Source organism: Corynebacterium sp. HMSC070H05 (assembly GCF_001837615.1).
Lineage (GTDB): Bacteria > Actinomycetota > Actinomycetes > Mycobacteriales > Mycobacteriaceae > Corynebacterium > Corynebacterium coyleae.
Genome location: NZ_KV833284.1, coordinates 1 through 26,148, shown reverse-complemented (window position 1 = coordinate 26,148; position 26,148 = coordinate 1). Strand labels below are relative to the sequence as shown.

Annotated in this window: 23 protein-coding genes and 1 tRNA gene; 11 read left to right on the top strand and 13 right to left on the bottom strand. The window is 62.8% G+C overall.

Features of this window, described 5'->3' with window-relative positions:
* Window positions 1–64: 64 nt before the first annotated feature.
* The 9 genes from HMPREF2617_RS02025 to HMPREF2617_RS01985 are packed head-to-tail and all read right to left on the bottom strand — an operon-like array spanning window position 65 to window position 7,636.
* The gene (locus HMPREF2617_RS02025) at window positions 65–487 is read right to left on the bottom strand and encodes a hypothetical protein (protein ID WP_070839503.1); all 423 of its coding nucleotides are present in this window, start codon (window positions 485–487) and stop codon (window positions 65–67) included.
* Window positions 471–1,037 (bottom strand): nucleosidase, encoded by a 567-nt coding sequence (locus HMPREF2617_RS02020; protein ID WP_070839500.1) that lies wholly within the window; start codon window positions 1,035–1,037, stop codon window positions 471–473. The genes HMPREF2617_RS02025 and HMPREF2617_RS02020 overlap by 17 nt, the downstream gene beginning before the upstream one ends.
* A gap of 6 nt (window positions 1,038–1,043) precedes the next feature.
* Window positions 1,044–1,976 (bottom strand): sulfite exporter TauE/SafE family protein, encoded by a 933-nt coding sequence (locus tag HMPREF2617_RS02015; RefSeq protein WP_070839497.1) that lies wholly within the window; start codon window positions 1,974–1,976, stop codon window positions 1,044–1,046.
* A gap of 1 nt (window position 1,977) precedes the next feature.
* Window positions 1,978–2,610, bottom strand: a complete 633-nt coding sequence (locus HMPREF2617_RS02010) for a sirohydrochlorin chelatase (RefSeq protein ID WP_070839494.1) — start codon at window positions 2,608–2,610, stop codon at window positions 1,978–1,980.
* Between the two features lie 5 nt (window positions 2,611–2,615).
* Entirely contained in the window at window positions 2,616–3,938 is a 1,323-nt protein-coding gene (locus HMPREF2617_RS02005) for a sulfate adenylyltransferase subunit 1 (RefSeq protein ID WP_070839483.1), read from the bottom strand.
* Window positions 3,938–4,858, bottom strand: a complete 921-nt coding sequence (cysD, locus tag HMPREF2617_RS02000; protein WP_070839480.1) for a sulfate adenylyltransferase subunit CysD — start codon at window positions 4,856–4,858, stop codon at window positions 3,938–3,940. Before cysD ends, HMPREF2617_RS02005 begins: the two co-directional genes overlap by 1 nt.
* Window positions 4,859–4,896: 38 nt before the next feature.
* The gene (locus tag HMPREF2617_RS01995) at window positions 4,897–5,673 is read right to left on the bottom strand and encodes a phosphoadenylyl-sulfate reductase (protein ID WP_070839472.1); all 777 of its coding nucleotides are present in this window, start codon (window positions 5,671–5,673) and stop codon (window positions 4,897–4,899) included.
* The gene (locus tag HMPREF2617_RS01990; protein ID WP_070615496.1) at window positions 5,670–5,927 is read right to left on the bottom strand and encodes a hypothetical protein; all 258 of its coding nucleotides are present in this window, start codon (window positions 5,925–5,927) and stop codon (window positions 5,670–5,672) included. The genes HMPREF2617_RS01995 and HMPREF2617_RS01990 overlap by 4 nt, the downstream gene beginning before the upstream one ends.
* A complete protein-coding gene (locus HMPREF2617_RS01985; protein WP_070839515.1) occupies window positions 5,924–7,636 on the bottom strand; it encodes a nitrite/sulfite reductase in 1,713 nt (570 codons plus the stop codon). Before HMPREF2617_RS01985 ends, HMPREF2617_RS01990 begins: the two co-directional genes overlap by 4 nt.
* A 228-nt stretch (window positions 7,637–7,864) precedes the next feature.
* On the opposite strand from HMPREF2617_RS01985, the gene HMPREF2617_RS01980 reads away from it, so the two are divergent.
* Window positions 7,865–9,235, top strand: a complete 1,371-nt coding sequence (locus HMPREF2617_RS01980) for an FAD-dependent oxidoreductase (protein WP_070839468.1) — start codon at window positions 7,865–7,867, stop codon at window positions 9,233–9,235.
* 189 nt (window positions 9,236–9,424) lie between these two features.
* On the opposite strand, the gene HMPREF2617_RS01975 is transcribed toward HMPREF2617_RS01980, so the two are convergent.
* Entirely contained in the window at window positions 9,425–10,519 is a 1,095-nt protein-coding gene (locus HMPREF2617_RS01975) for a Fic family protein (RefSeq protein WP_246821672.1), read from the bottom strand.
* 232 nt (window positions 10,520–10,751) lie between these two features.
* Here HMPREF2617_RS01975 and HMPREF2617_RS01970 point away from each other — a divergent pair, with 232 nt between their 5' ends.
* The 8 genes from HMPREF2617_RS01970 (at window position 10,752) to HMPREF2617_RS01935 (ending at window position 20,942) form a co-directional block, all read left to right on the top strand.
* Entirely contained in the window at window positions 10,752–12,458 is a 1,707-nt protein-coding gene (locus HMPREF2617_RS01970; RefSeq protein WP_070839461.1) for an ABC transporter ATP-binding protein, read from the top strand.
* Window positions 12,455–14,422: an ABC transporter ATP-binding protein gene (locus tag HMPREF2617_RS01965; RefSeq protein WP_070839458.1), complete on the top strand. Its 1,968-nt coding sequence runs from the start codon at window positions 12,455–12,457 to the stop codon at window positions 14,420–14,422. Before HMPREF2617_RS01970 ends, HMPREF2617_RS01965 begins: the two co-directional genes overlap by 4 nt.
* 71 nt (window positions 14,423–14,493) lie before the next feature.
* A complete protein-coding gene (locus HMPREF2617_RS01960; protein WP_070839512.1) occupies window positions 14,494–15,744 on the top strand; it encodes a Na/Pi symporter in 1,251 nt (416 codons plus the stop codon).
* A gap of 11 nt (window positions 15,745–15,755) precedes the next feature.
* Window positions 15,756–16,118, top strand: a complete 363-nt coding sequence (locus tag HMPREF2617_RS01955; RefSeq protein WP_070839455.1) for a hypothetical protein — start codon at window positions 15,756–15,758, stop codon at window positions 16,116–16,118.
* On the top strand, window positions 16,111–17,061 hold the full coding sequence (locus HMPREF2617_RS01950; protein WP_070839452.1) for a substrate-binding domain-containing protein: 951 nt from the start codon (window positions 16,111–16,113) through the stop codon (window positions 17,059–17,061). The genes HMPREF2617_RS01955 and HMPREF2617_RS01950 overlap by 8 nt, the downstream gene beginning before the upstream one ends.
* A gap of 10 nt (window positions 17,062–17,071) precedes the next feature.
* Window positions 17,072–17,701 (top strand): DUF1707 SHOCT-like domain-containing protein, encoded by a 630-nt coding sequence (locus HMPREF2617_RS01945; protein ID WP_070839441.1) that lies wholly within the window; start codon window positions 17,072–17,074, stop codon window positions 17,699–17,701.
* A gap of 22 nt (window positions 17,702–17,723) precedes the next feature.
* Window positions 17,724–18,965: a pyridoxal phosphate-dependent aminotransferase gene (locus tag HMPREF2617_RS01940; RefSeq protein WP_070839438.1), complete on the top strand. Its 1,242-nt coding sequence runs from the start codon at window positions 17,724–17,726 to the stop codon at window positions 18,963–18,965.
* A 453-nt stretch (window positions 18,966–19,418) separates the two neighbouring features.
* A complete protein-coding gene (locus HMPREF2617_RS01935) occupies window positions 19,419–20,942 on the top strand; it encodes an ABC-F family ATP-binding cassette domain-containing protein (protein WP_070839509.1) in 1,524 nt (507 codons plus the stop codon).
* 176 nt (window positions 20,943–21,118) lie between these two features.
* Here the strand turns inward: HMPREF2617_RS01935 and HMPREF2617_RS01930 are convergent, their stop codons facing one another.
* From HMPREF2617_RS01930 to dcd, 3 genes are all read right to left on the bottom strand, one after another.
* A complete protein-coding gene (locus HMPREF2617_RS01930; protein WP_246821671.1) occupies window positions 21,119–22,654 on the bottom strand; it encodes an FMN-binding glutamate synthase family protein in 1,536 nt (511 codons plus the stop codon).
* A 56-nt stretch (window positions 22,655–22,710) separates the two neighbouring features.
* Window positions 22,711–24,066 carry a UDP-glucose dehydrogenase family protein gene (locus HMPREF2617_RS01925; protein WP_070839506.1) on the bottom strand — a complete coding sequence of 452 codons (1,356 nt, stop codon included), beginning with the start codon at window positions 24,064–24,066 and terminating at the stop codon, window positions 22,711–22,713.
* Window positions 24,067–24,265: 199 nt separating this feature from the next.
* Window positions 24,266–24,829: a dCTP deaminase gene (dcd, locus tag HMPREF2617_RS01920; RefSeq protein WP_070839432.1), complete on the bottom strand. Its 564-nt coding sequence runs from the start codon at window positions 24,827–24,829 to the stop codon at window positions 24,266–24,268.
* A 74-nt stretch (window positions 24,830–24,903) separates the two neighbouring features.
* On the opposite strand from dcd, the gene HMPREF2617_RS01915 reads away from it, so the two are divergent.
* Both HMPREF2617_RS01915 and rhuM read left to right on the top strand, forming a co-directional pair.
* Window positions 24,904–24,977 (top strand) — tRNA-Gly (locus tag HMPREF2617_RS01915).
* Between the two features lie 26 nt (window positions 24,978–25,003).
* Entirely contained in the window at window positions 25,004–26,086 is a 1,083-nt protein-coding gene (rhuM, locus tag HMPREF2617_RS01910) for a RhuM family protein (RefSeq protein ID WP_070815725.1), read from the top strand.
* Window positions 26,087–26,148 lie beyond the last annotated feature (62 nt).

Sequence of the window (26,148 nt, the reverse complement as noted above, 5' to 3'; positions counted from 1 at the left end):
TCCATGTCCAAAAAGTCATGAGACATGACAAGGTCTAGCTAGACGATCCGCCTGCCACGACCGATCATTCAACGCCGAGGGCCACTTTGACTAGGTGGGCAGCGAAAGCGGGCAAGGCAACACCCTCGGACCGGGCGTGCGAAGCGAGCTGCTCCGGGTCCTCCGGCAGTCCCAACTTCGCGGCCCCCTGCAGTGCCTTCTTGTCGAAGACCGGCGCCAACTCCGGCCACACCCCCTGCGCCTCGCGGGCGAGCATGGTTGCGCAGGCGTAGCCGGCGGCGCCGAAGATGCGGATCAATTGCGAGCGCGGCGCTTCAACCAGTGCAGATGGTGAGGTCAGGCCGGCGTCGAACAGTCCGCGTGCGGCGTCGACGGCGACGGTGGCGCGTATGGGCTTCGCTTGCAGCATGCACAGGACGAGGAGCTGGAAGAGGGACGTGGGGTCGTCGTCAAGCGAAATGCCCGCGTCTTCAGCGAAGGTGCTCACGCAGGGCTTCTTCGAGTTCCACGCGGGCGCGCTCAAGGGCTGCTTCCCAGATGGCGGAGGCGCCTTCGTCGGCGGAGTCCGAAACCTGCTTGAGCAAGGTCAGCGGAACGTTGAAGGTGGAGCACACGGCAGCGAGTGCGTAGCCCTCCATGTCGACGAGTTGGCATTCCTTGGCGAGCTCGTCGCGAAGATCAGAGCGGTTCACAAACGCATCACCGGTGGCCAGTTTGGCTTTCGGCAGGTCGGTGAGGGGTTCGAAGGTGAACCAGCGTGGGTAGACAAAGTCGGTGATGTCGGAGGTGCCGCCGACTTTGAAGTCGTGCTTGACGGCGTCGGAAATCTCGTAGACGCCGGGGGCGAGGTCCACAAGCGCGCCTGCCGTGCCGACGTTGATCACGCGCGACGGCAGCGGCCCCTCGGAGAGGCGGCGGGTCAGGGCAATCGCGGCGGGCAGGGTGCCGATGCCGGTGATGAGTACTTCGTGGTCGCCCCCGGACATGATGTCGGCGGCTTCTTCTTTCATGGCTGCAACGATGAGCAAATCAGACATAGTTGCTTATCGTATGCGGGCAGGCTGTGGCTCCACCACTGTTGCGCCTTCGCGCTCGGATGCGGCGCGGGAGTTGGCGCGGGCGCGTTGGATGCCTCGCCAGGAGAGGGCGGCTCCGATTGCAACGATAAGCAAGCGGACGACCCAGAGTCCGCTGGTCATGCCGGCATACGACAAGACGACGGGCAGGTTCAGCAGCACGATCAGGGTGCCGACGACGCCGCCGAGCGCGATGGGGTTCATACGGCTGACCATCCACGCGCCGATGGGCGCGGCGATGACGCCACCGATGAGCAGAGCCAGCACGCCCGCGAGATTTGCGACGAGGTCACGCCACATCCCAACCGCGAACCCGAGTGTTGCGGCGAGGGTGACCAGGAACTCGGCGGTGTTGACGGTGCCGACGATGCGGCGCGGCTCGGCACGCCCTGCGGTAAGCAACGTGGAGGTGGTGACGGGTCCCCAGCCTCCGCCGCCGGTGGCGTCGATGAATCCGCCGAAGAGCCCGAGGCCTGCGAGAAAGCCGCGCGAGTGAGGCTTCGCGGCGAGTTTGCGTTGGGTGAGCCCCCGGGCGAAGCGCAGCATGAGGTTCAGCCCGATTAGCGCGAGGATCAGCGACATCACCGGACGTGCCGCTTCGGTGGAAAGCCGCACGAGCACGGTTGCACCGAGAAACGCCCCGATGGCGCCGGGGATGCCGATCGCGCAGGCGGTGCGCCAGTCCACGTTGCCGAAGCGCGTGTGGGCTACGCCGGAGGCGAGTGTGGTGCCCAGCTCCGCGGTGTGGACGACGGCGGAGGCAGCGGCCGGGGTAATACCGGCGAGCGCGATGAGCATGGTGGAAGAGGTGGCGCCGAAGCCCATGCCGAGGCCGCCGTCGACAAGTTGTGCGGCAAGACCTGCGACTGCGATGAGCAGCAGTGTTTCGAGTTTGTACATGTCAGGCGCCTTTCTCGGCGGCGCGGTATCGGTTGGCGACGATCCGCGCGAGGTCTGTGGTCAGCGGCCCGGATGCCGGCAGGTGGTCTGGGATCCGGTCGAGCAGGGTTCCGTGGGTGACAAACAGTGGGAGCACATGCGTATCTGTGAAGCGCCGCTGACCACGCGTCGCCGACACCACTGCCGTTTCCACCCCGGCACGCTTGGCCACTTTGGCGGCGAGGCGGTCGTAGTTGGCGGCTTGTTCAGGGTTGGAGGTGCCGACTGGGAAAAGGGTTGCGTGGGTGGCGGTGGGGTCGTCGATACGCAAGCGGCGCGCAAGGACATCGGCGATGTCGCTGCCGGTACCGAGCGGCTCAGCAAGCACGAGGTCGCAGTGCTGGCGGGCTTCGGCGAGGTGGCGCGGCACGTCGATTTTGGCGTGGAATGCGCGGGTGAACAGCAGCGGAACCACAATCGCGCGCGACGAGGATAAGGAGGCAGCTGCCTCGGCGAGGGTCGGTGTGTCGAACTCCAGGTGGGCGTCGGCCCACTCCACGCCGAGTTGCGCGGCCGCGGCTTGGGTGAGCGCGCGGATGCCTTCCTTGGCGCGGGGGTGTCGCGAGCCGTGGGAGAGGGTGATCAGCGCGGTCATTGTTTTTACCGCAGTCGCTTTCCGACGAGCCCAGCCGCCAGCGTGTTGCCACTCGACTGATCGACGAGCAGGAAGTTACCCACCGCACCGCGGGCGGCGTACTGCTCGACGGGCAGTTCGTCGGCGGTGTGGATGGTCACGTGTGCGATGTCGTTGAGCGCAACCGCCTCGGGTGCGGTGTTGTCGCCCTCGGCGCCGTCGATGTCCAGGACGCGATCCACGCTGGCCACGCGGGCACGGACGAACGCGGTGCCGATGCGGAGCTTCACGGCCTGGCCTGCGCGCAGGTCCTTCTCGTTGAGGCCGACGACGGTGGCATCGAACTCGCGCACGTCCTCAGGGCGCGAGCCGGAGGCCAGCAGGTCACCGCGGGTGAGGTCGATGTCGTCGGTCAGCCGCAGCGCTACGGAGTCGCCAGCATGGGCGGTGTCCACGGGTCCGTCGGCGGTGTCGATGCCGGCAACGGTGGTGGTGCGGCCGTAGGGGGCGAGGATCTCGTCGCCAACCGCGATGGAGCCGGCGTTGACGCGGCCGGCGTACGCACGGTAGTCGGAGGCGTGTTCACGCAGCACGACCTGGATGTTGAAACGGAAGTCCAGGTCATCGGCGCGGCCGCGCTGCACGGGGATGCTCTCCAGCAGCTCGAGCACGGTCGGGCCGGTGTACCAGGGCGTCGCGTCGCTGCGCTCCGCGACGTTATCGCCGCGCAGCGCGGAGATCGGCACCACGTGGGGGTCTTCGATACCCAATGCTGCGGCTTTGGCGTCAAACTCGGTGCGGATCTCGTCGAAACGCTGCTGCGAGTAGTCAACGAGGTCGATTTTGTTCACCGCTAGGATCACGGTGCGCACGCCGAGCAGTTTGGCCACGGTGAGGTGGCGGATGGTTTGTTCGACGACGCCGTTGCGGGCGTCGACAAGCAACACCACCACTTGGGAGGTGGACATGCCGGTGACGGTGTTGCGTGTGTACTGCACATGGCCGGGCGTGTCGGCGAGGATGAACGTGCGCTTGTCGGTGGCGAAGTAGCGGTAGGCCACGTCGATGGTGATGCCTTGCTCGCGCTCGGCGCGCAGGCCATCAACCAGCAGCGACAGGTCCAGCCCCTCGAAGCCGCGGTCGGCGGAGGTACGTTCCACGGAGGCGAGCTGGTCGGCAAGCACCGACTTTGTGTCGTGCAGCAGGCGGCCGACGAAGGTGGACTTGCCGTCGTCGACGGAGCCAGCGGTGCACAGACGCAGCGTCTCGCGGGCGGACAGCGCGGCAGTGGCGGTCTCGGCAGAGGCGCCGGTTTCAGCGGCAGCGGGGGCGATGGTTGGGGCGGTCATCAGAAGTAGCCTTCCTTCTTGCGGTCTTCCATGGCGGATTCGCTCAGGCGGTCGTCGGCACGAGTTGCGCCGCGTTCGGTCAGAGTGGAGTTGGCGATCTCGACGAGGACCTCGTCGATCGTTTCTGCGTCGGAGTCGACGGCGCCGGTGCAGGACATGTCGCCGACGGTGCGGTAGCGCACCCGGCGCGTTTCCAGCTGTTCGTCGTCGCGGGGGCCTCCCCATTCGCCGGGGGTGAGCCACATGCCGTCGCGGCCGAACACTTCGCGGTCGTGGGCGTAGTAGATGGATGGCAGTTCGATGCCTCGCGCGCCGATGTATTCCCACACGTCGGCTTCGGTCCAGTTGGAGATTGGGAAGACGCGGACGTTTTCGCCGGGCAGGGTTGCGCCGTTGTATAGGTCCCACAGTTCGGGGCGTTGGCGGCGTGGGTCCCATCCGCCGAAGGAGTCGCGGACGGAGAAGACGCGTTCTTTGGCGCGGGCACGCTCTTCGTCGCGACGCGCCCCGCCCAGCACGGCGTTGTATCCGACCTCCGCGATGGTTTCCACCAGCGGCACGGTCTGCAGCGGATTACGGGTGCCGTCAGGGCGTTCCTGCAGGTCACCGCGGTCGATCCAATCCTGCACGTGGGCGACTCGCAGACGGAGCCCATGCTTATCGACGACACCATCCCGGAACTCAATCACCTCCAGGAAGTTATGCCCCGTATCCACGTGCAGCAGCTCAATCGGCGGCTTAGCCGGGTAGAACGCGCGGCGCGCGAGTTCCAGCACCACGCAGGAATCCTTCCCGCCGGAAAACAGCAGGCCAATCTTGTCGAACTGCCCCGCCACCTCACGGATGATGTGGATCGACTCGTTTTCTAAATCCTTCAGGTGCGGCGATAGCTGCGTTGCCGTTGCCGTTGCTTGCGTCATTGTGTTGCTCCTTGTTGTCCGGTTGTTGCGCTTCTCGGCTATTCGTGCAGGCCGCACTCTGTCTTGGTGGCAAACGCCCACCGTCCGGCGCGTGGGTCGTCCCCTTCCGCCACGGGCAGGGTGCAGGTGGCGCAACCGATGGAGGGGTAGCCCTGTCGGGTCAGCGGGTGGATGATCAGGTCGTTGTCGCGCTCGAATGCGGCGGTGTCTTCCAGGGACCAGGTGACCAGCGGGGAGATCTTCAACCGTCCGGTCGCATCCAGGCTCAGTGCTGGCGCGTCGGCGCGGGTGGGTCCGTCGGCGCGGCGCAGCCCCGTGATCCAGCCGGCGTACGGGCTCATATGCACCGCCAGCGGCTCGACCTTTCGCATGCGACAGCACGCGCCCGGGGCGCGCAGGTACAGGTTCGGCCCGTACGTCTCGTCCTGCTGTGCGCGGGTCAGTTGCGCCTTCGCTCTCACCAGGCGGTGTGAGGGGTAGCGCGCCTCCACCTGGTCGGCCACCTCCAGGGTTTCCGGGAAGTGGTACTCGGTATCCAGGAACAGAAAGTCCGCGCCGGGCAGGTGGCGCTCGGCCAGTTCGGCGAGCACCGTGTTTTCCATGGACAGGGTGACCACCAGTGGGCCCGGCGCGTATTCGTTCGCCCACTGGAGGATCTCGGGGGCGGGGGCGTTGTGGAGTTTTGCGGCCCAGTCGTCGACAAGCAATGCGTTTTGCTGCGCCACCCTGTGTGGCAGCGGCGATGTCCGCCTCGGCCCCTTTGGGCTGACCTCGGGGTCGCGGAAGTTGCTGGACTGGTTGAGCAGGTTGATCATTGGTTGCCTTTCAATGCGCCGGTGTGGCCGTGGCGTGCGAGCGAGGCCTGCAGCGCCTCTTCCGTGGATGGCGCCTTCGACGGCGCGGCTTCGGGGTCGTCCTGGCCGTGGAACTTCACCTCGAATACGCGGAGGCACTCGCAGCACTTCCACGCGAATTCGGTCTGTTCGTTCGGCCACAGATCCTCGCCGCCGCAGTACGGGCAGAAGGTAGGAAAGTTGCGGTTCGGGTTTGGTTCGCGGCGAAAGCTCATCGCAGGTCCTCCTCGTCGGCGCGCGCGACCCAGTCGCGGAATGTCTCAGCGCCTTCACGCTTATCGACGAAACGCTGCACCACCCGTGCCACATACTCCGTCAACTCACTGGACAACACCTTGTGACCACGCAGTTTGCGGCCAAAGTTCGCGCCCTCGCCGATCGTGCCGCCAAGGTGCACCTGGAAGCCTTCGACCTTTTCGCCGTGGCCGTTATCCACCATCTGGCCCTTCAAACCGATGTCGGAGACCTGGTGGCGGGCGCAGGCGTTCGGGCAACCGTTGAGCGAAATGGTGATCGGCGAGTCCAGGTCCCCGAAGCGCTCCTCCAACTCATCGGCGAGTTCGATGGCGCGGGACTTGGTGGTCACGTGCGCCAACTTGCAGTACTCCAGGCCAGTGCACGACAGCAGGCCGCGGCGGAATTCGGAGGGCTTGGAGTACAGGCCCATCTCCTCCAGGTCCGCCTGGAGGTTTGCTGCGGTGTCTGGCGCAACCCCGAGCAGCAGGACCTCCTTGAACGGGGTGAACCGCAGATCCGTCACGCCGTACTTCTCCGCCAGGTCAGCCAGGGCGATGAGTTGCTCGCCCGACATGTGGCCAAGCGTCGGCTTCACACCGATGTACAGGTTGCCGTCCTTCTGCTCGTGCACGCCGATGTGGTCACGGTCCACCAGATTGTTCGGGGCGTGCGGGCCGTCCGGGAGCCTGTACCCCAAGTAGTCCTCCTCGAGGATCTGGCGGAACTTCTCCACACCCCACTCCGCGACCAGGAACTTCAGGCGGGCGCGGTTGCGCAGGCGACGGTAGCCGTAATCGCGGAAGATGCGCACCACGTTCGCCCACACGTCCGGGACCTGCTCGAGGGTGACAAAGGCGCCGAGGGATTGTGCCAGCATCGGGTTCGTCGACAAGCCTCCGCCCACGTAGCACTCGAAGCCGGGACCGAGTTCAGGGTGCTCGACGCCGATGAAGGCGAGGTCGTTGATCTCGTGGACCACGTCCTGGCGAGCGTTGCCGGAGATCGCGGACTTGAACTTGCGCGGCAGGTTTTGGAACTCCTCTGCGGTAACGATCTCCTGGATCTGCCGAATCGCGGGCGTGGCGTCGATGATCTCGTCCTTGGCAATGCCGGCCACCGGCGAGCCCAGGATCACGCGCGGCACATCCCCGCAGGCATCCCAGGTGTTCAGGCCGTTCGCCTCCAGCATCTCCCAGATCGCCGGGACGTCCTCGATGCGCACCCAGTGGAACTGGATGTTCTGCCGATCCGTCAGGTCCACCGTGGAGCGGGCGTAATCGCGGGACAACTCCCCGACGGCGCGGGCTTGCGCGGTGGAGCAGATGCCGCCGTCGAAACGGATGCGCATCATGAAGTACTTGTCCTCAAGCACCTTGTTGTCCTCGCCGGTGAACTCGCCACCCAGGTTCTGTTTGCGCTGGGTGTACAGGCCAAGCCACTTGAAGCGCGGGTACAGGTCCTCGCGATCGATCGAGTCGAAGCCGCCCTTGGAATAGGTATCGATCACACGCTGCTTCACGTCGAGGACCGGGGACGCCTGCTTGATTTCTTCATCGTGGTTGAGCGGCGCGGTGCCGTCGATAAGCCATTGCCCCTGCGGCTTCTTTGCGCGCGGTTTCGCGGTTTTCGTTGGTGCAGTCACGGGCCCTCCAAAAAGTAGACCGGTCGGTTCGGCGATGCTGTTCATTTCGGTGTTGATGGGCAAGCATGCCGTACCGGCCTGTCTAGCACAACCAAAACGCCGAAACTGCCGGTTAAGCGCGTGAATGTAATGCATTGAATGTTTGTCTACGGGCCAGCTTTAAGCACCCCTGCGGACACGAATGTAAATCGCCAAAACTTTAAGACCGCTCTGTCTATGCGCTATAATAACGGCCAACGAGAAAATCCCCCTTTTGCGAAAGGACCATCACCCATGAGCTTGCGCGTCGCCGTAGTCGGCGCCGGCCCCGCCGGCATTTACGCCTCTGACCTGCTCATCCGCAACGAAGAGCACGACATCCACGTCGACCTTTTCGAGCAGATGCCCGCCCCGTTCGGCCTCATCCGCTACGGTGTTGCGCCCGACCACCCGCGCATCAAGGGCATTGTGAAATCCCTGCACAACGTGCTGGACAAGGACAAGCTGCGCCTCATCGCCAACGTGACCGTCGGCCGCGACATCACCATCGACGAGCTGCGCGACTACTACGACGCCGTCGTCCTCTCCACCGGCGCTGTACGCGACCGTGAACTGCTCATCCCGGGCGGCGACAAGTCCATCGGCGCTGGCGAGTTCGTCGGTTTCTACGACGGCAACCCGCGCTTCGAGCGCGATTGGAACCTCGAGGCCAAGGAAGTCGCCGTTATCGGCGTGGGCAACGTCGCCCTGGACATCTCCCGCGTGCTGGCCAAGACCGCTGACGAGCTCGCCGTCACCGAGATCCCGGACAACGTCTACGAGTCCCTGAAGAAAAACCAGGCCGAGACCGTCCACATGTTCGGCCGCCGCGGCCCCGCCCAGGCGAAGTTCACCCCGAAGGAACTGCGCGAACTCGACGAGTCCGACACCATCCAGGTGCTCGTCGACCCGGAGGACATCGACTACGACCAGCTCTCCGAAGAGGTCCGTCGCGCCGACAAGTCCATCGACCTCAACTGCCAGGTGCTTGAGCAGTACGCCATGCGCGAGCCGGACGACTCCCCGCACAAGATCTACATCCACTTCTTCGAGGAGCCGGTCGAGGTGCTTACCGACGACGCCGGCAACATCACCGGCCTGCGCACCGAGCGCCAGGAACTCGACGGCAAGGGTGGCATCCGTGGCACCGGCAAGTTCACCGACTGGCCGGTCCAGCAGGTCTACCACGCCGTTGGCTACCGCTCCGAGCCGGTCGAGGGCGTCCCCTTCGACCTTGAGCGCCATGTCATCCCGAACGACGGCGGCCGCGTCCTGGTCACCGCCGAAGAGGGTGCCGCACCGGAGGAGAAGCTCTACGTCACCGGCTGGATCAAGCGTGGCCCGGTCGGCCTGATCGGCAACACCAAGTCGGATGCGAAGGAAACCACCGACATGCTCATCGCCGACGCCGACGCCGGCAAGCTCGCCACCCCGGCCCACACCGGCGAGGACGAGATCCTCGACCTGCTTCGCGAGCGCGGCATCGACTACGCCACCTGGGCCGGCTGGTACAAGCTCGACGAAGCCGAGCGCGCCCTCGGCGCCGCCGACGCGACCTTCCCGCGTGAGCGCAAGAAGATCGTCGAGTGGGAAGACATGCTGGGTCACTCCCGCGCCGGCGAGTAACGCCGTCATGTACACCGAATCGACACGTCCGCGCGACGTGTCGATTTTTTGATGCAAAATCGACATGACGCACCTCGCGGACCGTAGCGGCCCCCACAGCCCAAAAAGCGATATCGCCTTTTGCACCGATCGGCGAGACGCGACCTGGGGTTTTGCAACGGCGCACCCTGTAAAAGACGATATCGGGGGTTAGCGTCGGGTCAGTACCTCGAGCGCTGCCGTGTTCAGAAACACCTTCGACCGCCCCGCCTTCTGTTCTTCGAGGATGCCGGCCTCGACCAGCTGCGACAGCCACATCGATGCTGTCTGCCGCTTCGCCAGTCCCGCATCGATCACGTCCGTGATGCGGACATACGGCTGAACGAACAGCAGCTCCGCCAGTTCGGCTGCTGGCGAGATGCCGGTTTCGCGGACACGGGCGGTGGTGGTGTCCTGGAGCGTGCGGAGGTCGTCGATAAGCAAGCTTGTGCTCCGGGCCGACTCAGTCACCGCGTTGACCATGAACAGGATCCACTGCTCCCACCCACCGTCTGCGGTGACCGCGCGCAGCAGCCGGTAATACTCCGCTTTCCTATCGACGATCGTCCCTGACAGATACAGCACCGGCAGTGACAACACCTTCTCTTGCAGCAACAACAAGATGTTGAGGATGCGGCCGGTGCGGCCGTTGCCGTCGTAAAACGGGTGGATAGCTTCGAACTGGTAATGCGTCACCGCCATCAACACCAGCGGATCCAACCCGTGGTCCGAGTAGATGTAGCGTTCCCACGCCGAAAGGTGGCGTTGCAGCACGTCGAGGCCTTCGGGTGGGGTGTATGCGCGCGTGCCCGTGACCGGGTCGCCGATGTAGGTACCCGGTGTTGAGCGGAGCGTGGCCTGCCCACCCTGCAGGGTCGAGCACACCTCAACCGCAACCTTCTCCGACACCGGCCTATCCGCGATCAGGTCCACGCCGCGCCGCAGAGCATCGCGGTAGCGCAGCGCTTCCTTGGTTGCCGGCGTAGGCTCCGGATCGATGCTCCACTGAGCCCGGAACAGCTCATCGTTCGTGGTCACAATGTTTTCGATCTCTGTCGATGCCTGCGCCTCACGCAACGGGATCGTGGAGGTGATGATCTCCGGGTTCGGGATCAACCGGCATGCGGTGTTGAGGGCGGCCAGTTCGCTGCGGGCGTCGATAACAGCCTTGAGCACCTTTGCGGTCTCAAGCGTGTGCTGTGGTGGCAGCGGCGGCAGATCGTTGTACGGCTTCGCAGGGTCGAACGCCGCTGTGTTTCCGGTCATGTCGAAAGAATAAACACGTACGCGCGACGTGTCGATTTTTTGTTGCAAAATCGACATGACGCACCCCGCGGACCGTAGCGGCCCCCCACAGCCCAAAACCCGATATCGGGTTTTGCCCCAACCGCCGAGCTGCGACCTGGGGTTTTACAACGGTGCACCGCGCAAATCCCGATATCGCCATGTAGTCAGAAGCGTCTACACTTGCCCAGTTACCTACAGAAAGGGCACCCACGTGGATCTCATCCGCTTAACCGCGAGGTTTGGCAAACGCTACGCACCAACGATTGCGCTGGTGATCGTGCTGCAGCTGGTCACCACCCTGGCCACGCTGTACCTGCCGGATCTGAACGCGGACATCATCAATAACGGTGTCGCGCAGGCTGACGTTCCGTACATCTGGCGGGTCGGACGCACGATGCTGGTTGTCGCGTTGGTGCAGGTCGCAGCGGCGATCGGGGCGACGTGGTTCGCATCCAAGGCCGCGATGAAAACGGGCCGAGACATCCGCGCGGCGGTGTACGAGCGCGTGACAGACTTCGACCACGAGGACATGTCGCATTTCGGCACGGCCACCTTGGTCACGCGCGGGACGAACGACGTGCAGCAGGTACAAATGACGTTCCTGCTGTTCATGAACTTCATGGTGGCGGCGCCGATCATGGCTATCGGCGGCATCGTCATGGCGCTACGTCAGGACGCGGGGATGTCGTGGCTGGTGGTCACGGCGGTGTTGGTACTCACCGTGGTCGTCGGTATCACTGCGGCCCTGTTGATGCCGATGTTCCGCAAGATGCAGTCGAAGCTGGACAACATCAACGGTTTGCTGCGTGAGCAGATCGCCGGCATTCGTGTGGTGCGTGCGTTCGGCCGCGAGGGCTTCGAGGCGCAGCGTTTCACGGAGGCGAACGAGGACATCTCCAAGTTAAGCCTGAACATTGGCCGGGTGTTTGTGACGATGTTCCCGGCGATCATGTTGATCCTGAACCTGGCCACGGCCGCGGTGCTGTGGTTTGGCGGGCATCGTGTGGACGACGGCCTGGTCGAAGTCGGTTCGCTTACCGCGTTCATGCAGTACCTGATGCAGATCCTCATGGCGGTAATGATGGGCGTGTTCATGCTCATGATGCTGCCGCGCGCGATTGTCTGCGCGGATCGCATCGAGGAGGTGCTTGGGCATGAGGTGAAGGCGCCGGCGACGGTGGGGTCGTCGATAAGCAATGGCGTCGTGCGCTTCGAGGATGTCTCGTACACCTACCCCGGCGCGGAAAAGCCCGTGCTGGAGGAGGTTTCGTTTGAGGCGCGTCCGGGCACGACCACGGCGATCATCGGCGCGACCGGCAGCGGCAAAACCACGCTGGTGGGCCTGCTGCCGCGGCTGTATTCGCCCACGTCAGGGCATGTGCTTATCGACGACACCCCGGTGACCACCATCCCTCGCGCGGATCTCGTGCGGGCGGTGGCGATGGTGCCGCAGAAACCGTGGCTGTTTTCGGGAACGGTGGCGTCGAACCTGCGCATGGGCAACCCTGAGGCGACCGATGCGGAACTGTGGGCGGCGCTGCGGACCGCGCAGGCGTCGTTCGTGGAAGATCTGGACATGCCGATCTCCCAGGGAGGCACGAACGTTTCCGGTGGTCAGCGCCAGCGTCTGTGCATTGCGCGGATGCTGGTGGCGGATCCGAAGGTGTATGTGTTCGACGACTCATTTAGCGCGCTGGATGCCACCACCGAGGCAAACCTGAACGCCGCGATGCGCGAGACGGTTCAGGAGCGGACGGTGATTGTGGTGGCGCAGAAGGTGGCGTCGATACGCAATGCGGATCAGATCTTGGTCATGGAGGCCGGGCGCATCGTCGCCCGCGGAACCCACGAGGAACTGCTGGCGCAGTCCGAGACCTACCGTCAGATCGAACGTAGCCAGGCGGAGGTGGACGCATGAGTGAGCAGATGACCGAGTTGTCTGACGAGCAACTCGCCGAATACGAAGCGAAAATGGCCGGCGACGACTACTCCGGCAAGGCGCCGCGCAAGGCGAAGAACTTCTGGCCGTCCGCGAAACGCCTCCTTGGGCTGCTCGCCCCCTACAAGGCGGCGCTGACGGCGGTGTTTGTCATGAACGCCCTGTCTGTCCTGTTGGGCGTGCTTGCACCTCGCGTGATGGGTCGTGCCATGGACGTGATCTTCTCCGGCGTGGTGTCCAAGCAACTCCCGCCCGGCACCACCAAGGAACAAGCCGTCGAAGCGATGCGGGCGGCCGGCCAGGATCGGTTCGCGGACATGGCCGGCGCGATGGAACTGACCCCGGGCAACGGCATCGACTTTGACCGTCTCCGCGACCTGATCGTGCTGATCCTGGCGCTGTACTTGGCCTCTGCGGTGCTGATGTGGGCCCAGGGCGCGATCCTGAACAAACTATCCATCCGGGCGGTGTTCAGCCTGCGCGAACGGGTTGAGGCGAAGATCAACCGCCTGCCGCTGTCCTACTTTGATACCCGCCAGCGTGGCGACGTCATGTCGCGCACCACCAACGACGTAGACAACGTCCAGCAAGCGCTGCAGCAGTCGTTGTCCTCGCTGTTCAACGCGATGCTGACCGTGGTGGGCATCCTGGTCATGATGTTCGCCATCTCCTGGCAGCTAGCGCTTGTTGCCCTGCTTGCCATCCCGCTGACCGGCCTGGCCATGGCGGTTGTAGGTACGCGCTCGCAGCAGCAGTTCACCACCCAGTGGAGGGCCACCGGCGACGTCAACGGGCATGTGGAGGAGTCCTTCTCCGGCCACGACGTGGCGGTCATCTTCGGCCGCACCGACCAGCTGCGCGAACAGTTCGACGAACGCAACGAGGAACTCGCCGGCGCTGCCCAGAAGGCGCAGTTCCTGGCCAACTCGATGCATCCGATCATGCAGTTCGTCTCCTACCTGTCGTACGTGGCCATCGCGGTGCTCGGTGGTGTGAAGGTCGCCTCCGGTCGCCTCACGCTTGGCGACGCCACCGCGTTCATCCAGTACTCCCGCCAGTTCAACCAGCCGCTCGGCGAAATCGCCGGCATGATGCAGATGCTGCAATCCGGCGTCGCATCCGCTGAGCGCGTCTTCGAACTGCTCGACGCTGAGGAGGAACCCGAAGACCAGGCCCCGGACCGCAAGGGCAAGCGCGTCGAAGGCCTGGTGGAGTTCGACGACGTCTCCTTTGGTTACGGGACGGATCGCAGCGACGCTCCCCCGCTCATCGAGCACCTGAACCTACGCGTCGAACCGGGCCAGACCGCCGCGATCGTTGGCCCCACCGGCGCCGGCAAAACCACGCTGGTGAACCTGATCATGCGGTTCTACGACGTCGACGCAGGTGCGATCACCATCGACGGCACCGACATCCGAGACATGCCTCGCGCCGAGCTGCGCAGCCAGATCGGCATGGTGCTGCAAGACGCCGTGCTGTTCAAGGGCACGATCATGGAAAACATCCGCTACGGCCGCCTCGACGCCACCGACGAGGAAGTCATCGAAGCTGCGAAGGCCACCTACGTGGACCGTTTCGTGCGCGCACTGCCAGAGGGGTACGACACCATCGTCGACCAAGACGGCGGGTCTATCTCCGCAGGTGAGCGCCAGCTGATCACCATCGCGCGCGCGTTCCTCTCCCAGCCTGCGCTGCTGATTCTCGACGAAGCCACCTCCTCGGTGGACACCCGCACCGAGGTCCTGGTCCAGCAGGCGATGAACGCGCTGCGCTCCAACCGCACCTCGTTCGTCATCGCACACCGCTTGTCGACGATCCGCGGCGCCGACACCATTCTCGTCATGGAAAAGGGCGCCATTGTGGAGCAGGGCAGTCACGCTGAGCTCGTCGCAAAGCAAGGCGCGTATTGGAAACTGCACCAATCCCAGTTCGGAGAAGACTAGAAAGTTCTCCCAGCGTTCACCCAGACGTCACCTGGATTGAACCCCGCCCGTATACGGTCACTCGGGTGATCATGAACAGCAACGCAACGGGCGGGGGCATCGCGCTCAAAGAAGCGCCGGCAGAGAACACCGCCACCCGGAAGGATGACGCTCCCAAGGATCCACTGGGCTTTTTGTCTCTGGACGGCGCCGCCAAGCAGGCCGCGAACTGGATCGCCGTAGCGCTCGGCGTTTGGCTGCTGCTCAACGGCGTGGGCATGATCGGTGACGGCTTCAAAATGGTTGCCGGCGACCAGGCCAAGGAACTGTTCTCGTTTGCCGAGAACCCGTTCGTCGGCCTTGCCATTGGTGTGGTGGCCACGGCGATTATTCAGTCGTCGTCGACCACCACCTCGATTGTGGTCGGCATGATCGCCGGCGGCCTGCCGCTGAGCATTGCGGTACCGATGCTCTTCGGCGCCAACATGGGTACCTCGGTGACCTCCACCCTGGTCGCGCTCGGCCTGGCGGGTAACAAGACCCAGTTCAAAAACGGTTTCTCCATGGCGACCGTGCACGACTTCTTCAACCTCATCGCCATCTTGATCTTCTTCCCGCTGGAGATCTTCACCGGCTTCTTGTCGCGCACCGCGTCGGCGATCGCGCCGTCGCTGAGCGGCCAGGGCGAAGGTGTTGTCGCCGGTGCCTTCGAGGCCATCGGCGACGGGCTGGACACCATCACCGAACCGCTCGTTGCCCTGGCCGGCAGCCTGGTCGAACCGCTTGGGGATATGTGGGGCGGCATCGTCCTGTCCATCGTCGGCATCGCACTGATTCTGTGGTCCATCCAGTTCATCGGCAACCTGCTCAACGCCCTGCTGGTGGGCAAGGCCCAAGAGATCCTCTACGCCGCGCTGGGTAAGAACTCGTTTGTTGGTCTGCTCTCCGGCGCCGTGATCACCACCCTGGTGCAGTCCTCCTCCACCACCACCGCACTGACGGTGCCGCTGGCGGCCTCCGGCAAGTTCGAGGTCCGCACGCTGTTCCCGTTCGTGGTCGGCGCGAACATCGGCACCACCGTCACCGGCCTGATCGCCGCGTTCGCTGTCTCCGGCGCGGACGCTGAAGCCGCCATGGCCGGCGCGCTGGTGCACACCCTGTTCAACGTGTGCGCCGCAGCCGTCATCCTTGGCATCCCGTTCCTGACCAAACTGCCGCCGGCCGGTTCCGACTGGCTCGCCGGCCTTGCCGTGAAGAACAAGCTCTACGTCTTCCTCTGGATCGGCGGAGTGTTCTTCGCCATCCCAATCCTCGCCGTTTTCATCTCCAACGCGCTCACCTAAGGAGCAGCACCATGACCGACGCGAACCAGACGCCAGACCTGTCGCCCATGGCGCAGGAACTTATCCAGAACGAAGCGCCCGACAACGCGCTTGTGGCGCTGCTCAACGAGCTCGAGGAAACCGCCGCAGAACTTCGCGACGAGCTCGCCGCCCGCCACGCCACCAACCAAACACTGCTTAGCGACGACACCGACGCCGACACCGACCACCACGCGCGCTACAAGAAGGTCAACCCGAACGTCACCCCAGAGCAGGAAGAAGAGTTGGAGAACTTCCCCGAATACTGGGCCAACGCGCAAGGGTCCTGGTCGAGCCTGTTCAAACTGCTTCGCGAGTTCCGCGTCGAAATGCGAAAGGGTCACAACGATGCGTAAAACCCTCACCGCCGCGCTCGCGGCCGCGACGGCGCTGACGCTGGGCGCTTGCGCCGGTTCCGGCTCGGGTTCCGGTTCCGGCGAGGCGTTCACCATCACGGGCTCGTCGACAGTCGAGCCCATCACCCGCTACATGCTCAACCGCTACAACTTCGACGCCGAGCTCGAGGCGGTCGGTTCGACCGACGGCTTTGACAAGTTCTGCGCCGGTGACGCCGACATCAACGACGCCTCCGTCGCCATTCCCGGCAGCGAATCCTCCATCGACTACCAGGCACAATGCGCCGAGGCCGGCGTGGACTTCTTCGAGTTGCCGATAGGTCTGGACGCCATCACCATCGTCAAACACGCCGACAACGACTGGGCCACCGACCTTACCGTCGAGCAACTCCACGACATCTGGTCGAAGGAATCCACCGTCACCACCTGGTCCGACATCGACCCATCCTGGCCGGACGAGACCATCAACCTCTACGGCCGCCCCGCCGGCTCCGGCACCCTCGGTGTGTTCGAGGACATGGTGCTTGGCGACGACACCATCCGCGACGACTACCAATCCAGCGACGACATCCAAGAACTGTCCACGTGGGTCTCCGAAGACGTCAACGGCCTGAGCTTCATGGGCATCGGCAACTACCTAGCCACCGAGGGCACGGTTCGCAACAAGATCGACAACGTACTCGTCGACGGCATCGCCCCCACCGCCGACGAAGCCAAGAGCGGCAACTACCCCCTGTCGCGCCCGCTGTTCATCTACGTCAACGCGGAATCGGCGAAGAAGGACAACGTCGGCGAGTTTGTCACCACCTACCTCGACAACGCCGAAGCAGTCATGCCGCGCGTGTACTTCTACCAGCTGCCCGAGGAGGTCTACGACACCACAAAGCAGCGCTTCGCCGACGGCACCACAGGTATCGACGAACAGTGGCACGCATTGAACTAACATCACGTCCATGAGCACCCCTTACGGCAACTTCCGCATCGGCGACCAAGAGCGCATGGACGCCATGGACATCCTCGGCCGCGCGCTCGGCGAAGGCCGGTTGGACATGGCCGAGTTTGACAACCGGTGCCAAGCCGTCGCCGAGGCCCAAACGCAGCAGGACCTGCAGCCGATTTTGGGGGATTTGCCGACGGGCCGGGGCGGTGGGGTCGTCGATAAGCAAGTGTCCGACGATGCGGTCCTGTACAGCCAAGCCGAAATCATGCAGGCACGCCGCTCCGGGCGCCGCACCCGCGCCGGCGTGTTCTGGCTCGGCACCATCGGCTCCATCGGGCTTGTGGGCCTCTTCGAAGCGGTGAACGCAAACGTGATGTCCGGCCTGTCGCTACTGATCATCCCCACCCTGTTCATCCTGCTCTACGTAATGAAGGTTGGGCCCGACTCCTGGTACACCCCCAGCCTGCGCCAACTCGAACAACAGCGCCGCCAAGAAATCAAACGCCGACAACTCGAAATCGAAGCCGCCCAGGTCCACCAGCAGGCCCTCATGCGCGCACAACGCAAAGACCAAATCAACCAAATGACCAACGACGCGCTCAACATCGCGCAAGACACCGTCAATCGCTTCCGCCGGAAGTAGACCCGGCCTACAGTGGTAACCCATGAGCGAGCCACTGAAACCGCACCGCCATTTCGACCAGGCGGAAAAACTCAAGAACGTCTTCTACGACATCCGCGGCCCCGTCACCGCCACCGCTGAAAAAATGGAACGTGACGGGCACACCATCCTGAAACTCAACACCGGCAACCCCGCCGTCTTCGGTTTCGAGGCGCCCGACGTGATCATGCGCGACATGATCGCCAACCTGCCCACCTCCCAGGGCTACACCACCTCCAAAGGCATCACCTCCGCCCGCCGCGCAGTGGTCACCCGCTACGAAATGATCGAAGACTTCCCGCACTTCGACATCGACGACGTCTACCTCGGCAACGGCGTGTCCGAACTGATCAGCATGGTCACCCAAGCCCTGCTCAACGACGGCGACGAAATCCTCATCCCCGCCCCCGACTACCCGCTGTGGACCGCCGCCTCCACGCTCGCCGGCGGCAACGTCGTCCACTACCGTTGCGACGAAGAGGACAACTGGAACCCATCCCTGGAAGACATTCGCTCGAAGATCACCGACCGCACCAAGGCGATCGTGGTCATCAACCCCAACAACCCCACCGGCGCCGTCTACTCCCGCGAGATCCTAGAAGGCATCGCCGACATCGCCCGCGAGCACGAGCTCATGGTCCTTGCCGACGAAATCTACGACCGCGTACTTTACGACGACGCCAAGCACATCTCCATGGCCGAAGTCGCCCCCGACCTCCTCTGCATCACCTTCAACGGCCTGTCCAAGGCGTACCGCGTCTGCGGGTACCGCGCCGGATGGATGGTCGTAACCGGCCCGCGCCGCCGCGCCAAGGGATTCATCGAAGGGCTTGATCTGTTGTCGGGTACCCGCCTGTGCGCCAACGTGCCCGGCCAACACGCCATCCAGGTCGCGTTGGGAGGCCGCCAGTCCATCTACGAACTCACCGGCGCCGGCGGCCGCCTACGCAAACAGCGCGACATCGCTGTCCGCAAACTGCGCGAAATCCCCGGCATCTCCGTCGTCGAACCCAAGGGTGCGTTGTACTGCTTCCCCAAAATCGACGCCGAAATGTACAACATCCACGACGACGAACGCTTCATGCTCGACCTCCTCAAATCCGAGAAGATCCTCATGGTCCAAGGCACCGGCTTCAACTACCCCACCCCCGACCACTTCCGCGTGGTCACCCTGCCGTGGGCGTCCCAGTTGGAAAACGCCATCGAGCGACTGGGCAACTTCCTGGCGGACTACCACCAGCACTAGGGGTTGTTGGCGGTTGGCGGTTGGGCGCCGCTTTCCGAAAATAGTTCCCGGCCGGGGAACTATTTGGGGGTTTCGACCCTTTCTCGCCGGCATTCCCCCAGGTCAGCACCCCGTTGAGACAAAATAGTTCCCGGTTTCGCGCTGAGGCCGGGAACTATTTTGCACGCCCGCCGGCTACGGGCGTTAAGGCGCGTTCCCTGACAGATTCCACAAAATCTGTCAGGGCCAATTTCTGACCAGGCGCGATGCCGGTCGCTGACAGATTCCGCCGCAATCTGTCAGCCGCGAGGGGTTGTGAGTGGCCGACACCTACCCCGACTTACAGCAGCACAAACCCCTTGACCCCAAACGGACGCTGCCATAGTATCGGCGAGGAATTATCCCCGAAGGAAGGAGTAGGCCGTGCTCATGTTCCGTGTTTCCGCCTAACACGAAACAGAAAGTTGAATGAGCATGCCTATTACCCTAAATAACGTCTCCCTCGAGTGGCCTAACGGAACCTCCTGCTTCTCGGACTTGAATGCCATATTTTCAAGTCACCTGACCGGCTTGATCGGCGATAACGGTTCCGGAAAAACGACTCTGATCAGGGTCATTCTCGGCGAGCTACAGCCGAGCACTGGTTCGGTCGAACGCCCGTCGAAAGTCGCTTACCTACCTCAGGATCTTGGACTGCAACCGGACACTACGGTTTCGGACGTCTTTGGGGTTACCGAAATCATCGAGGCAATCAACGCCGTCGAAGGTGGCCAGTTCAATCCCGAATTGTTCGAGCTCATTGGTGACCGGTGGGATGCCGCCGAAGAGACTCAGGCTGTGCTGTCCGCTCACGGCCTCCCGCTCAACTTGGACAGGCCGCTGTCCACCATGTCCGGTGGAGAGGCTGTTCGTGTTGCACTAGCTGCGCTCATGTCTGACAACCCCGATTTCATCGTGATGGACGAGCCAACAAACAACCTCGATTCGGAAGCAAAAGCCCAGCTGATCCGTTCTCTTTCCAAATCCACTGTTCCTGCAATTGTGGTGAGTCATGATCGCGACTTGTTGGATTCCGTGGACGAAATTGCAGAACTTCACGACGGGAAGCTACGTCTTTTCCCCGGCAACTACTCCGCCTACCGCGAAACCCTGGCCAGCGAACAGGATGCAGCGATGCGGGAGGTGCGGGACAAGAAGGCGGTTCACAGTAGGCAGGTTCGGGAGCGTGAGGCGATGCAAACTCGCATTGCTCGGGACGCTCGTCGCGGAAAAAAGTTCGCGGCTAATAAACGCAAACCTGGCATGGCGATGGGGCTGGACAAGGATCGGTCGGAGAAGACTGCTGCTCGGCGTGGTGCGGCTCATGCCGAGTCTGTGGAGTCGTCTCTCGCTGCGTATCGGCACGCGCAAGACAAGGTTCGCGACGATCAACATGTGTTCATTGAGCTTCCCGGTACGGCGCTTCCGAACGGAACCCGTGTTATGGAAATCCCAGGGCTCACTGTTGTGGGCCCCGAGCGTGTCCGGATCACTGGGCCGAACGGCAGCGGAAAGACGACCCTGCTCAACTCTGTTGCAGACGGTAGCGCGGGGTATGTGATTGGGAATGTGGGGTACCTCCGACAGCGCATTGTTCTCGACCCCAACCGGTCAGTTTTGGAATTGGTCTCGGAGGCCAACGCGTCTGCTGACCCGCAGTATATTCGGGACCAACTCGCGCAACTGTTGTTTCAGAATGAGACTGTGCACGCGCCTATTGGAACGCTTTCGGGTGGTGAGCGTTTCCGTGTTGAGTTTGCCCGTGTTCTTCTTTCGTCGCCTGCTCCGCAGCTATTGCTTCTCGACGAGCCCACCAACAACATCGATATCTCAACCGTGAACTGGCTTGTCTCCGCTCTTGAGAGTTATGCAGGTGCGGTTCTTCTCGTCAGCCACGACGAAGACTTCTGTGAGCGTATGAACCTTGACAGGGAAGTTTCCATCGATGATCTGACCTGATGGCCTCTGCAGCCCCCGCAAAATAGTTCCCCGTCCGGGAACTATTTGGGGTCTTCGACCTCTCCTCACCGGCATTCCCCCAGGTCAGCACGCCGTTGAGGCAAGAAAGTTCCCAGTTTCGCACTGAGGTCGGGAACTATTTTGCACGCCCGCCTGCTACGGGCGTAGCACCCCACCTACACCGGGCGGAAGGTATCCGGCGAGGCGGCCTTCCAGTCGGCGGTCCAGGATGACGGCGGGTCTTCGAGCAGCTGGCCCGGGCGCAGCCATTCGTAGATGGAGGCGTAGGAGCGGGACTCGGTTGGGGAGATGTTGCGGCGCAGCATCTCGGGGGTGAGATCGGCCGGGTCGGTGACTCCCATGGAGGCCATGAGGCGCACGGCGGTGTTGACGGTGGTCTTGTGGTAGTTGTACACCGCCTGGGACTTGTCCTTGACCACAACGGCGCGGTTGCGGCGCGGGTCTTGGGTGGCGACGCCAGTGGGGCATTCGCCGGTGTGGCAGCGTTGTGCCTGGATGCAGCCGACGGCCATCATCATGGCGCGGGCGGAGTTGGTGTAGTCGGCGCCTTGGATCATGCGCATGACGATGTCGGAGCCGCCGGCGACTTTGCCGGACGCGCCGAGTTTGATTTGGTCGCGCAGGCCGGTGCCGACGAGTGCGTTGTGCACGGTCATCAAGCCGTGGGTCAGTGGCATGCCCATGTGGTCTTCGAAGTCGATGGGGGCGGCACCGGTGCCGCCTTCGGATCCGTCGACGACGATGAAGTCGGGTGCGGTGCCGACCTCGCGGATGGCCTTGCAAATGGCAAGTACTTCTCGACGACTCGACACACACAACTTGAACCCCGCCGGTTTACCGCCGGACAGTTCGCGCATCTTCGCGATGAATTCGATGAGTTCGACAGGGGTGCTGAACACGCGGTGGGCTGCGGGGCTGATGCAGTCCTTGCCCATGGGCACGTCGCGGATTTCGGAGACTTCCTTGGTGATCTTGTCGGCTGGCAGCACGCCACCGATGCCTGGCTTGGCGCCCTGGCTGACTTTCAGTTCGACCATCTTGACCTGGTCGTCGGCGGCGCGGTCGCGGAACTTAGCGGGGTCGAAGTCGCCGTCGTGTGTGCGGGCGCCGAAGTAGCCGGTACCCATCTGCCAGACAAGGTCGCCGCCGAATTCCTTGTGGTACGGGGAGATGCCGCCCTCGCCGGTGTTGTGGGCGAAGCCGCCCATGGCTGCGCCTTTGTTCAGGGAGCGTACGGCGTTTTTGGACAGGGAGCCGAAACTCATGGAGGACACGTTCAGCATCGAAATGGAGTACGGCTGGGTGCAGTCCTTGCCACCGATGAGGGTGCGGGGCGGTTCGGCGGGTTCGTCGACAGGCGCGAGCGTATGTACGAGGTGTTCGTGGTTGGTGGCGTAGACGTCCTGGACGGTGCCGAAGGACGTTTCGCTTTGCATGCCCTTTGCGCGTTCGTAAATTGCGTTGCGCTGATCGCGGTTGAAGGGGCGGCCGTCCCAGTCGCGCTCGATGAAGTATTGGCGCAGCTCGGGGCCGATGTCGGTGAGCAGGGTGCGCATGTGCCCGAGTACGGGGTAGTTGCGCAGGACCGGGTTTTTGGTCTGAGTGAGGTCGTGGATGGCCACGCCGCCCAACGCCGCTGCGACGCTGCCGAGGGCGACCTTGGCAAAGTTTCCTGACTTGTCCTTAGGCATGCGCCCCATCATGCCTTAATAATCTGTAGTTGTTGACAGGCACGCGGTTTCGTCGACTAGAGGGTGCGTCCGAGCGCCCGCATTTCCCATCCGGCATTGCGCCATTGTTGCACGTCCAGGACGTTTCGGGCGTCGATAAGCAATTGCTTTTCGACGACCCCAGCAACCCACTCCGGATCCATCTCCCTAAACTGCCCCCATTCGGTAGCGAGGATGGTCAGCTCCGCGCCGCGCAGCGCCTCTTCGAGCGTGTCGGCATAATCGAGGGTTGGGAAGACCTTGCGGGCGTTGTCCATCGCCTGCGGGTCGAAGACGGTGACGTTCGCGCCGGCCAGGGAGAGTTGGCCCGCGACGGCGAGGGCTGGCGAGTCGCGCACGTCGTCCGAGTTCGGCTTAAACGCTGCACCCAGCACCGTGATGTTGCGCCCGATCAGGCTGCCGAGCTCCTCGCGCGCCATGTCGACCACGCGCTGGCGGCGTCGCATGTTGATCGCATCTACCTCACGCAGGAAGGTCAGCGCCTGGTCCGCGCCGACCTCGCCGGCGCGCGCCATGAACGCACGGATGTCCTTCGGCAGGCAACCCCCGCCGAAGCCGAGGCCGGCGCCGAGGAATTTGCGGCCGATGCGGTCGTCGTAACCAATCGCGTCTGCGAGTTGGGTCACGTCTGCGCCGACGATCTCGCAGACCTCGCTCACCGCGTTGATAAACGAGATCTTCGTGGCCAAAAACGCGTTCGCCGACACCTTCACCAACTCCGCCGTCTGCAGGTCGGTGACGATAAACGGGGTGCCGTTGGCCAGCGGTTTGGCGTACACCTCGCGGGCGACGGCTTCGGCTTGGCTTTCTCCGTGCGTGGCGCTTGCGCCTCGCACACCGAGAACGATCCGGTCCGGCTCGATCGTGTCCTTGACGGCGTATCCCTCACGCAGAAACTCCGGGTTCCAGGCGATTTCGACGGTCGCACCTCGGCCGGCGCGACCGCCAGCGTCGGCGGCGAGCTTGTCGGCGCGTTCCTGCAGCGCGGCGGCCGTGCCGACCGGGACGGTGGACTTACCCAGGATCACGTGGTGGCCGTGCAGTTTGGGCACGAGGTCGTCGATAACCGCCTCGACATAACGCGTATCCGCCGCATACGACCCGCGCTGCTGCGGTGTACCCACCCCGATGAAGTGCACGTTGGCAAAGGCGGCAGCCTCGTCGTAATTCGTCGTAAAGCTGAGGCGACCTGCGTCGATGTTACGCTCCAGCACCTCCGGCAGGCCAGGCTCGTAGAACGGAACCTTGGAGTTCTTCAGCGCCTCGATCTTGTGCTCGTCCACGTCGACGCCAAGCACCTCGTGGCCCAACTCCGCCATGCACGCCGCGTGCGTCGCGCCAAGATAACCAGTGCCGATCACAGTCAGTCGCATGGTGGCCATTATGCCGTGACGGTGTTGGCACTGCAGGGTGAGCGCGGTGGTGGGGTTGATCGTCTAGTTCCCTCGGCAGGCTGCTAGACGATTCACACCTTATTGCAAACCATCTTCAACATGACCTGGGGAAACGCAGACAAGGCGGGTGGATCGTCTAGCAGTTCGGACCGTCTAGCTAGACGATGCACCACCAGCCCTACTGAAAGTTCAGATACGCCTTCGACGGTGTCGGGCCGCGCTGGCCCTGGTACTTCGAGCCGAGCGCACCCGAGCCGTACGGAGTGTCAGCCGGGGAGGTCATCTTGAACAGCGCGAGCTGGCCGACCTTCATGCCGGGCCACAGTGTGATCGGCAGGTTGGCCACGTTAGACAGTTCCAGCGTGATGTGTCCGGAGAAGCCCGGGTCGATGAAGCCCGCGGTGGAGTGGGTCAGCAGACCCAGGCGGCCCAGCGAGGACTTGCCCTCGAGACGCCCGGCGAGGTCGGTGGGCAGCGTGAAGCATTCCAGCGTGGAGGCGAGGACGAACTCGCCGGGGTGAAGGACGAAGGCGTCGTCGTCGGAAACCTCGACGAGCGTTGTCAGGTCCGGCATCTCCTGCTTCGGATCAATGTGCGTGTACTTCGAGTTATTAAAGACTCGGAAGAACTTATCCAGGCGCACGTCAACCGAACTCGGTTGGACCATCGACGGATCGAAGGGGTCGATGCCGAGGTGGCCGGAGTCAATGGATTCGCGAATGTCGTGATCTGAAAGCAGCACGACACAGAGTGTACTTCCCCACCCCTTGCCCGGTTTTTGGAGCCGGTTCCTGCAGTGCTAAAGTCGTAAAAGCTGCCGGCGTAGTTTAGTGGTAGAACATCAGCTTCCCAAGCTGAGAGTGCGGGTTCGATTCCCGTCGCCGGCTCCAAGGCACTGGTTATTTTTGGGGGCGAAATGGATCAGCGGACGGTCAAATTAGACTCGACGGATCACGGCGAGTTTGTCATCTACCAGACCGAGGACGGATTAACGGAAGTCCATCTGCGAGTTGTCGACAAATCAGTATGGATGACTCAAAGTGAAGTCGCAGATCTCTTTGATATATCTCCGGCAAGCGTGAGCATTCACCTCAAGAATATCTACGCCGAAAACGAGCTGAGCAGGGATCGAACTATTAAAGAAATTCAAATAGTTCGATCTGAAGGAGATCGCGATGTTTCGCGAACACTCAAACATTACAATCTGGATGCGATTGTTGCTGTCGGCTACCGAGTTAAAGGACCAAGAGGAAATCAGTTCCGACGCTGGGCCAGTGAAATACTCCAGGAGTATTTGAGAAAAGGTTTCGTCCTCAACGACGAAAAGCTCAAAGACCCCCGCGGAACCGATTATTTCGACGAGCTACTCGCGCGAATCCGGGATATTCGATCCTCCGAAGCTCGCCTCTACCTCAGACTACGAGACATTGTCGCGCTTGCTACGGACTACAACAAAGATAGTCCCAAAACACGCGGGATTTTCAGCTGGATTCAGGACAAACTCCATTACGCAGTTACCGGTCAAACTGCTTCAGAAATCATTGCGACACGTTGCGACCCCGGAGCCGACAACCTGGGGTTATCCACTTTCAAGGGGAAAGTGGTACGGAAAGGTGATGTAACCACCGCAAAAAACTATCTAACAAATTCCGAGCTCACCACACTCAACCTGCTAGTTTCCCAGTTTTTGGAATATGCAGACCTCCAGACTCGTATGAGAAGCCCTATCTACATGAAGGATTGGTTGGAGAAGACCGATTCGTTTATTGAATTCAATGGCTTCGAGCCGTTGAAGGATCGCGGAAGAATCTCGCGCGAAGAGGCCAACAGACTAGCCAAAGAACGCTACGAGCTATTTAATGCTGGTCGGGAATCCGACAATCTAGCCGAAGCTGATGCAAAACTGGTCGAGACCATGAAGCAGATTGACCGCCGGATTCTTGCAGACCGAGCCCGTTTAACACCCCGCGTAACAGACATCCCGGACGAGGAGTCTTAAACCCCTCACGCTTCCGTCGTGCACGCCGTGACGGTGTGTCTGATCTGATGTAGGTGGTCCAG

What these genes read in the sequence shown, in the direction of transcription:
- HMPREF2617_RS02020 (WP_070839500.1), bottom strand. Translation starts at nt 1,037, where the DNA reads ATGTCTGATTTGCTCATCGTTGCAGCCATGAAAGAAGAAGCCGCCGAC.
- HMPREF2617_RS02015 (WP_070839497.1), bottom strand. Translation starts at nt 1,976, where the DNA reads ATGTACAAACTCGAAACACTGCTGCTCATCGCAGTCGCAGGTCTTGCC.
- HMPREF2617_RS02010 (WP_070839494.1), bottom strand. Translation starts at nt 2,610, where the DNA reads ATGACCGCGCTGATCACCCTCTCCCACGGCTCGCGACACCCCCGCGCC.
- HMPREF2617_RS02005 (WP_070839483.1), bottom strand. Translation starts at nt 3,938, where the DNA reads ATGACCGCCCCAACCATCGCCCCCGCTGCCGCTGAAACCGGCGCCTCT.
- cysD (WP_070839480.1), bottom strand. Translation starts at nt 4,858, where the DNA reads ATGACGCAAGCAACGGCAACGGCAACGCAGCTATCGCCGCACCTGAAG.
- HMPREF2617_RS01995 (WP_070839472.1), bottom strand. Translation starts at nt 5,673, where the DNA reads ATGATCAACCTGCTCAACCAGTCCAGCAACTTCCGCGACCCCGAGGTC.
- HMPREF2617_RS01990 (WP_070615496.1), bottom strand. Translation starts at nt 5,927, where the DNA reads ATGAGCTTTCGCCGCGAACCAAACCCGAACCGCAACTTTCCTACCTTC.
- HMPREF2617_RS01985 (WP_070839515.1), bottom strand. Translation starts at nt 7,636, where the DNA reads ATGAACAGCATCGCCGAACCGACCGGTCTACTTTTTGGAGGGCCCGTG.
- HMPREF2617_RS01980 (WP_070839468.1), top strand. Translation starts at nt 7,865, where the DNA reads ATGAGCTTGCGCGTCGCCGTAGTCGGCGCCGGCCCCGCCGGCATTTAC.
- HMPREF2617_RS01975 (WP_246821672.1), bottom strand. Translation starts at nt 10,519, where the DNA reads ATGACCGGAAACACAGCGGCGTTCGACCCTGCGAAGCCGTACAACGAT.
- HMPREF2617_RS01965 (WP_070839458.1), top strand. Translation starts at nt 12,455, where the DNA reads ATGAGTGAGCAGATGACCGAGTTGTCTGACGAGCAACTCGCCGAATAC.
- HMPREF2617_RS01960 (WP_070839512.1), top strand. Translation starts at nt 14,494, where the DNA reads ATGAACAGCAACGCAACGGGCGGGGGCATCGCGCTCAAAGAAGCGCCG.
- HMPREF2617_RS01955 (WP_070839455.1), top strand. Translation starts at nt 15,756, where the DNA reads ATGACCGACGCGAACCAGACGCCAGACCTGTCGCCCATGGCGCAGGAA.
- HMPREF2617_RS01950 (WP_070839452.1), top strand. Translation starts at nt 16,111, where the DNA reads ATGCGTAAAACCCTCACCGCCGCGCTCGCGGCCGCGACGGCGCTGACG.
- HMPREF2617_RS01945 (WP_070839441.1), top strand. Translation starts at nt 17,072, where the DNA reads ATGAGCACCCCTTACGGCAACTTCCGCATCGGCGACCAAGAGCGCATG.
- HMPREF2617_RS01940 (WP_070839438.1), top strand. Translation starts at nt 17,724, where the DNA reads ATGAGCGAGCCACTGAAACCGCACCGCCATTTCGACCAGGCGGAAAAA.
- HMPREF2617_RS01935 (WP_070839509.1), top strand. Translation starts at nt 19,419, where the DNA reads ATGCCTATTACCCTAAATAACGTCTCCCTCGAGTGGCCTAACGGAACC.
- HMPREF2617_RS01930 (WP_246821671.1), bottom strand. Translation starts at nt 22,654, where the DNA reads ATGCCTAAGGACAAGTCAGGAAACTTTGCCAAGGTCGCCCTCGGCAGC.
- HMPREF2617_RS01925 (WP_070839506.1), bottom strand. Translation starts at nt 24,066, where the DNA reads ATGCGACTGACTGTGATCGGCACTGGTTATCTTGGCGCGACGCACGCG.
- rhuM (WP_070815725.1), top strand. Translation starts at nt 25,004, where the DNA reads ATGGATCAGCGGACGGTCAAATTAGACTCGACGGATCACGGCGAGTTT.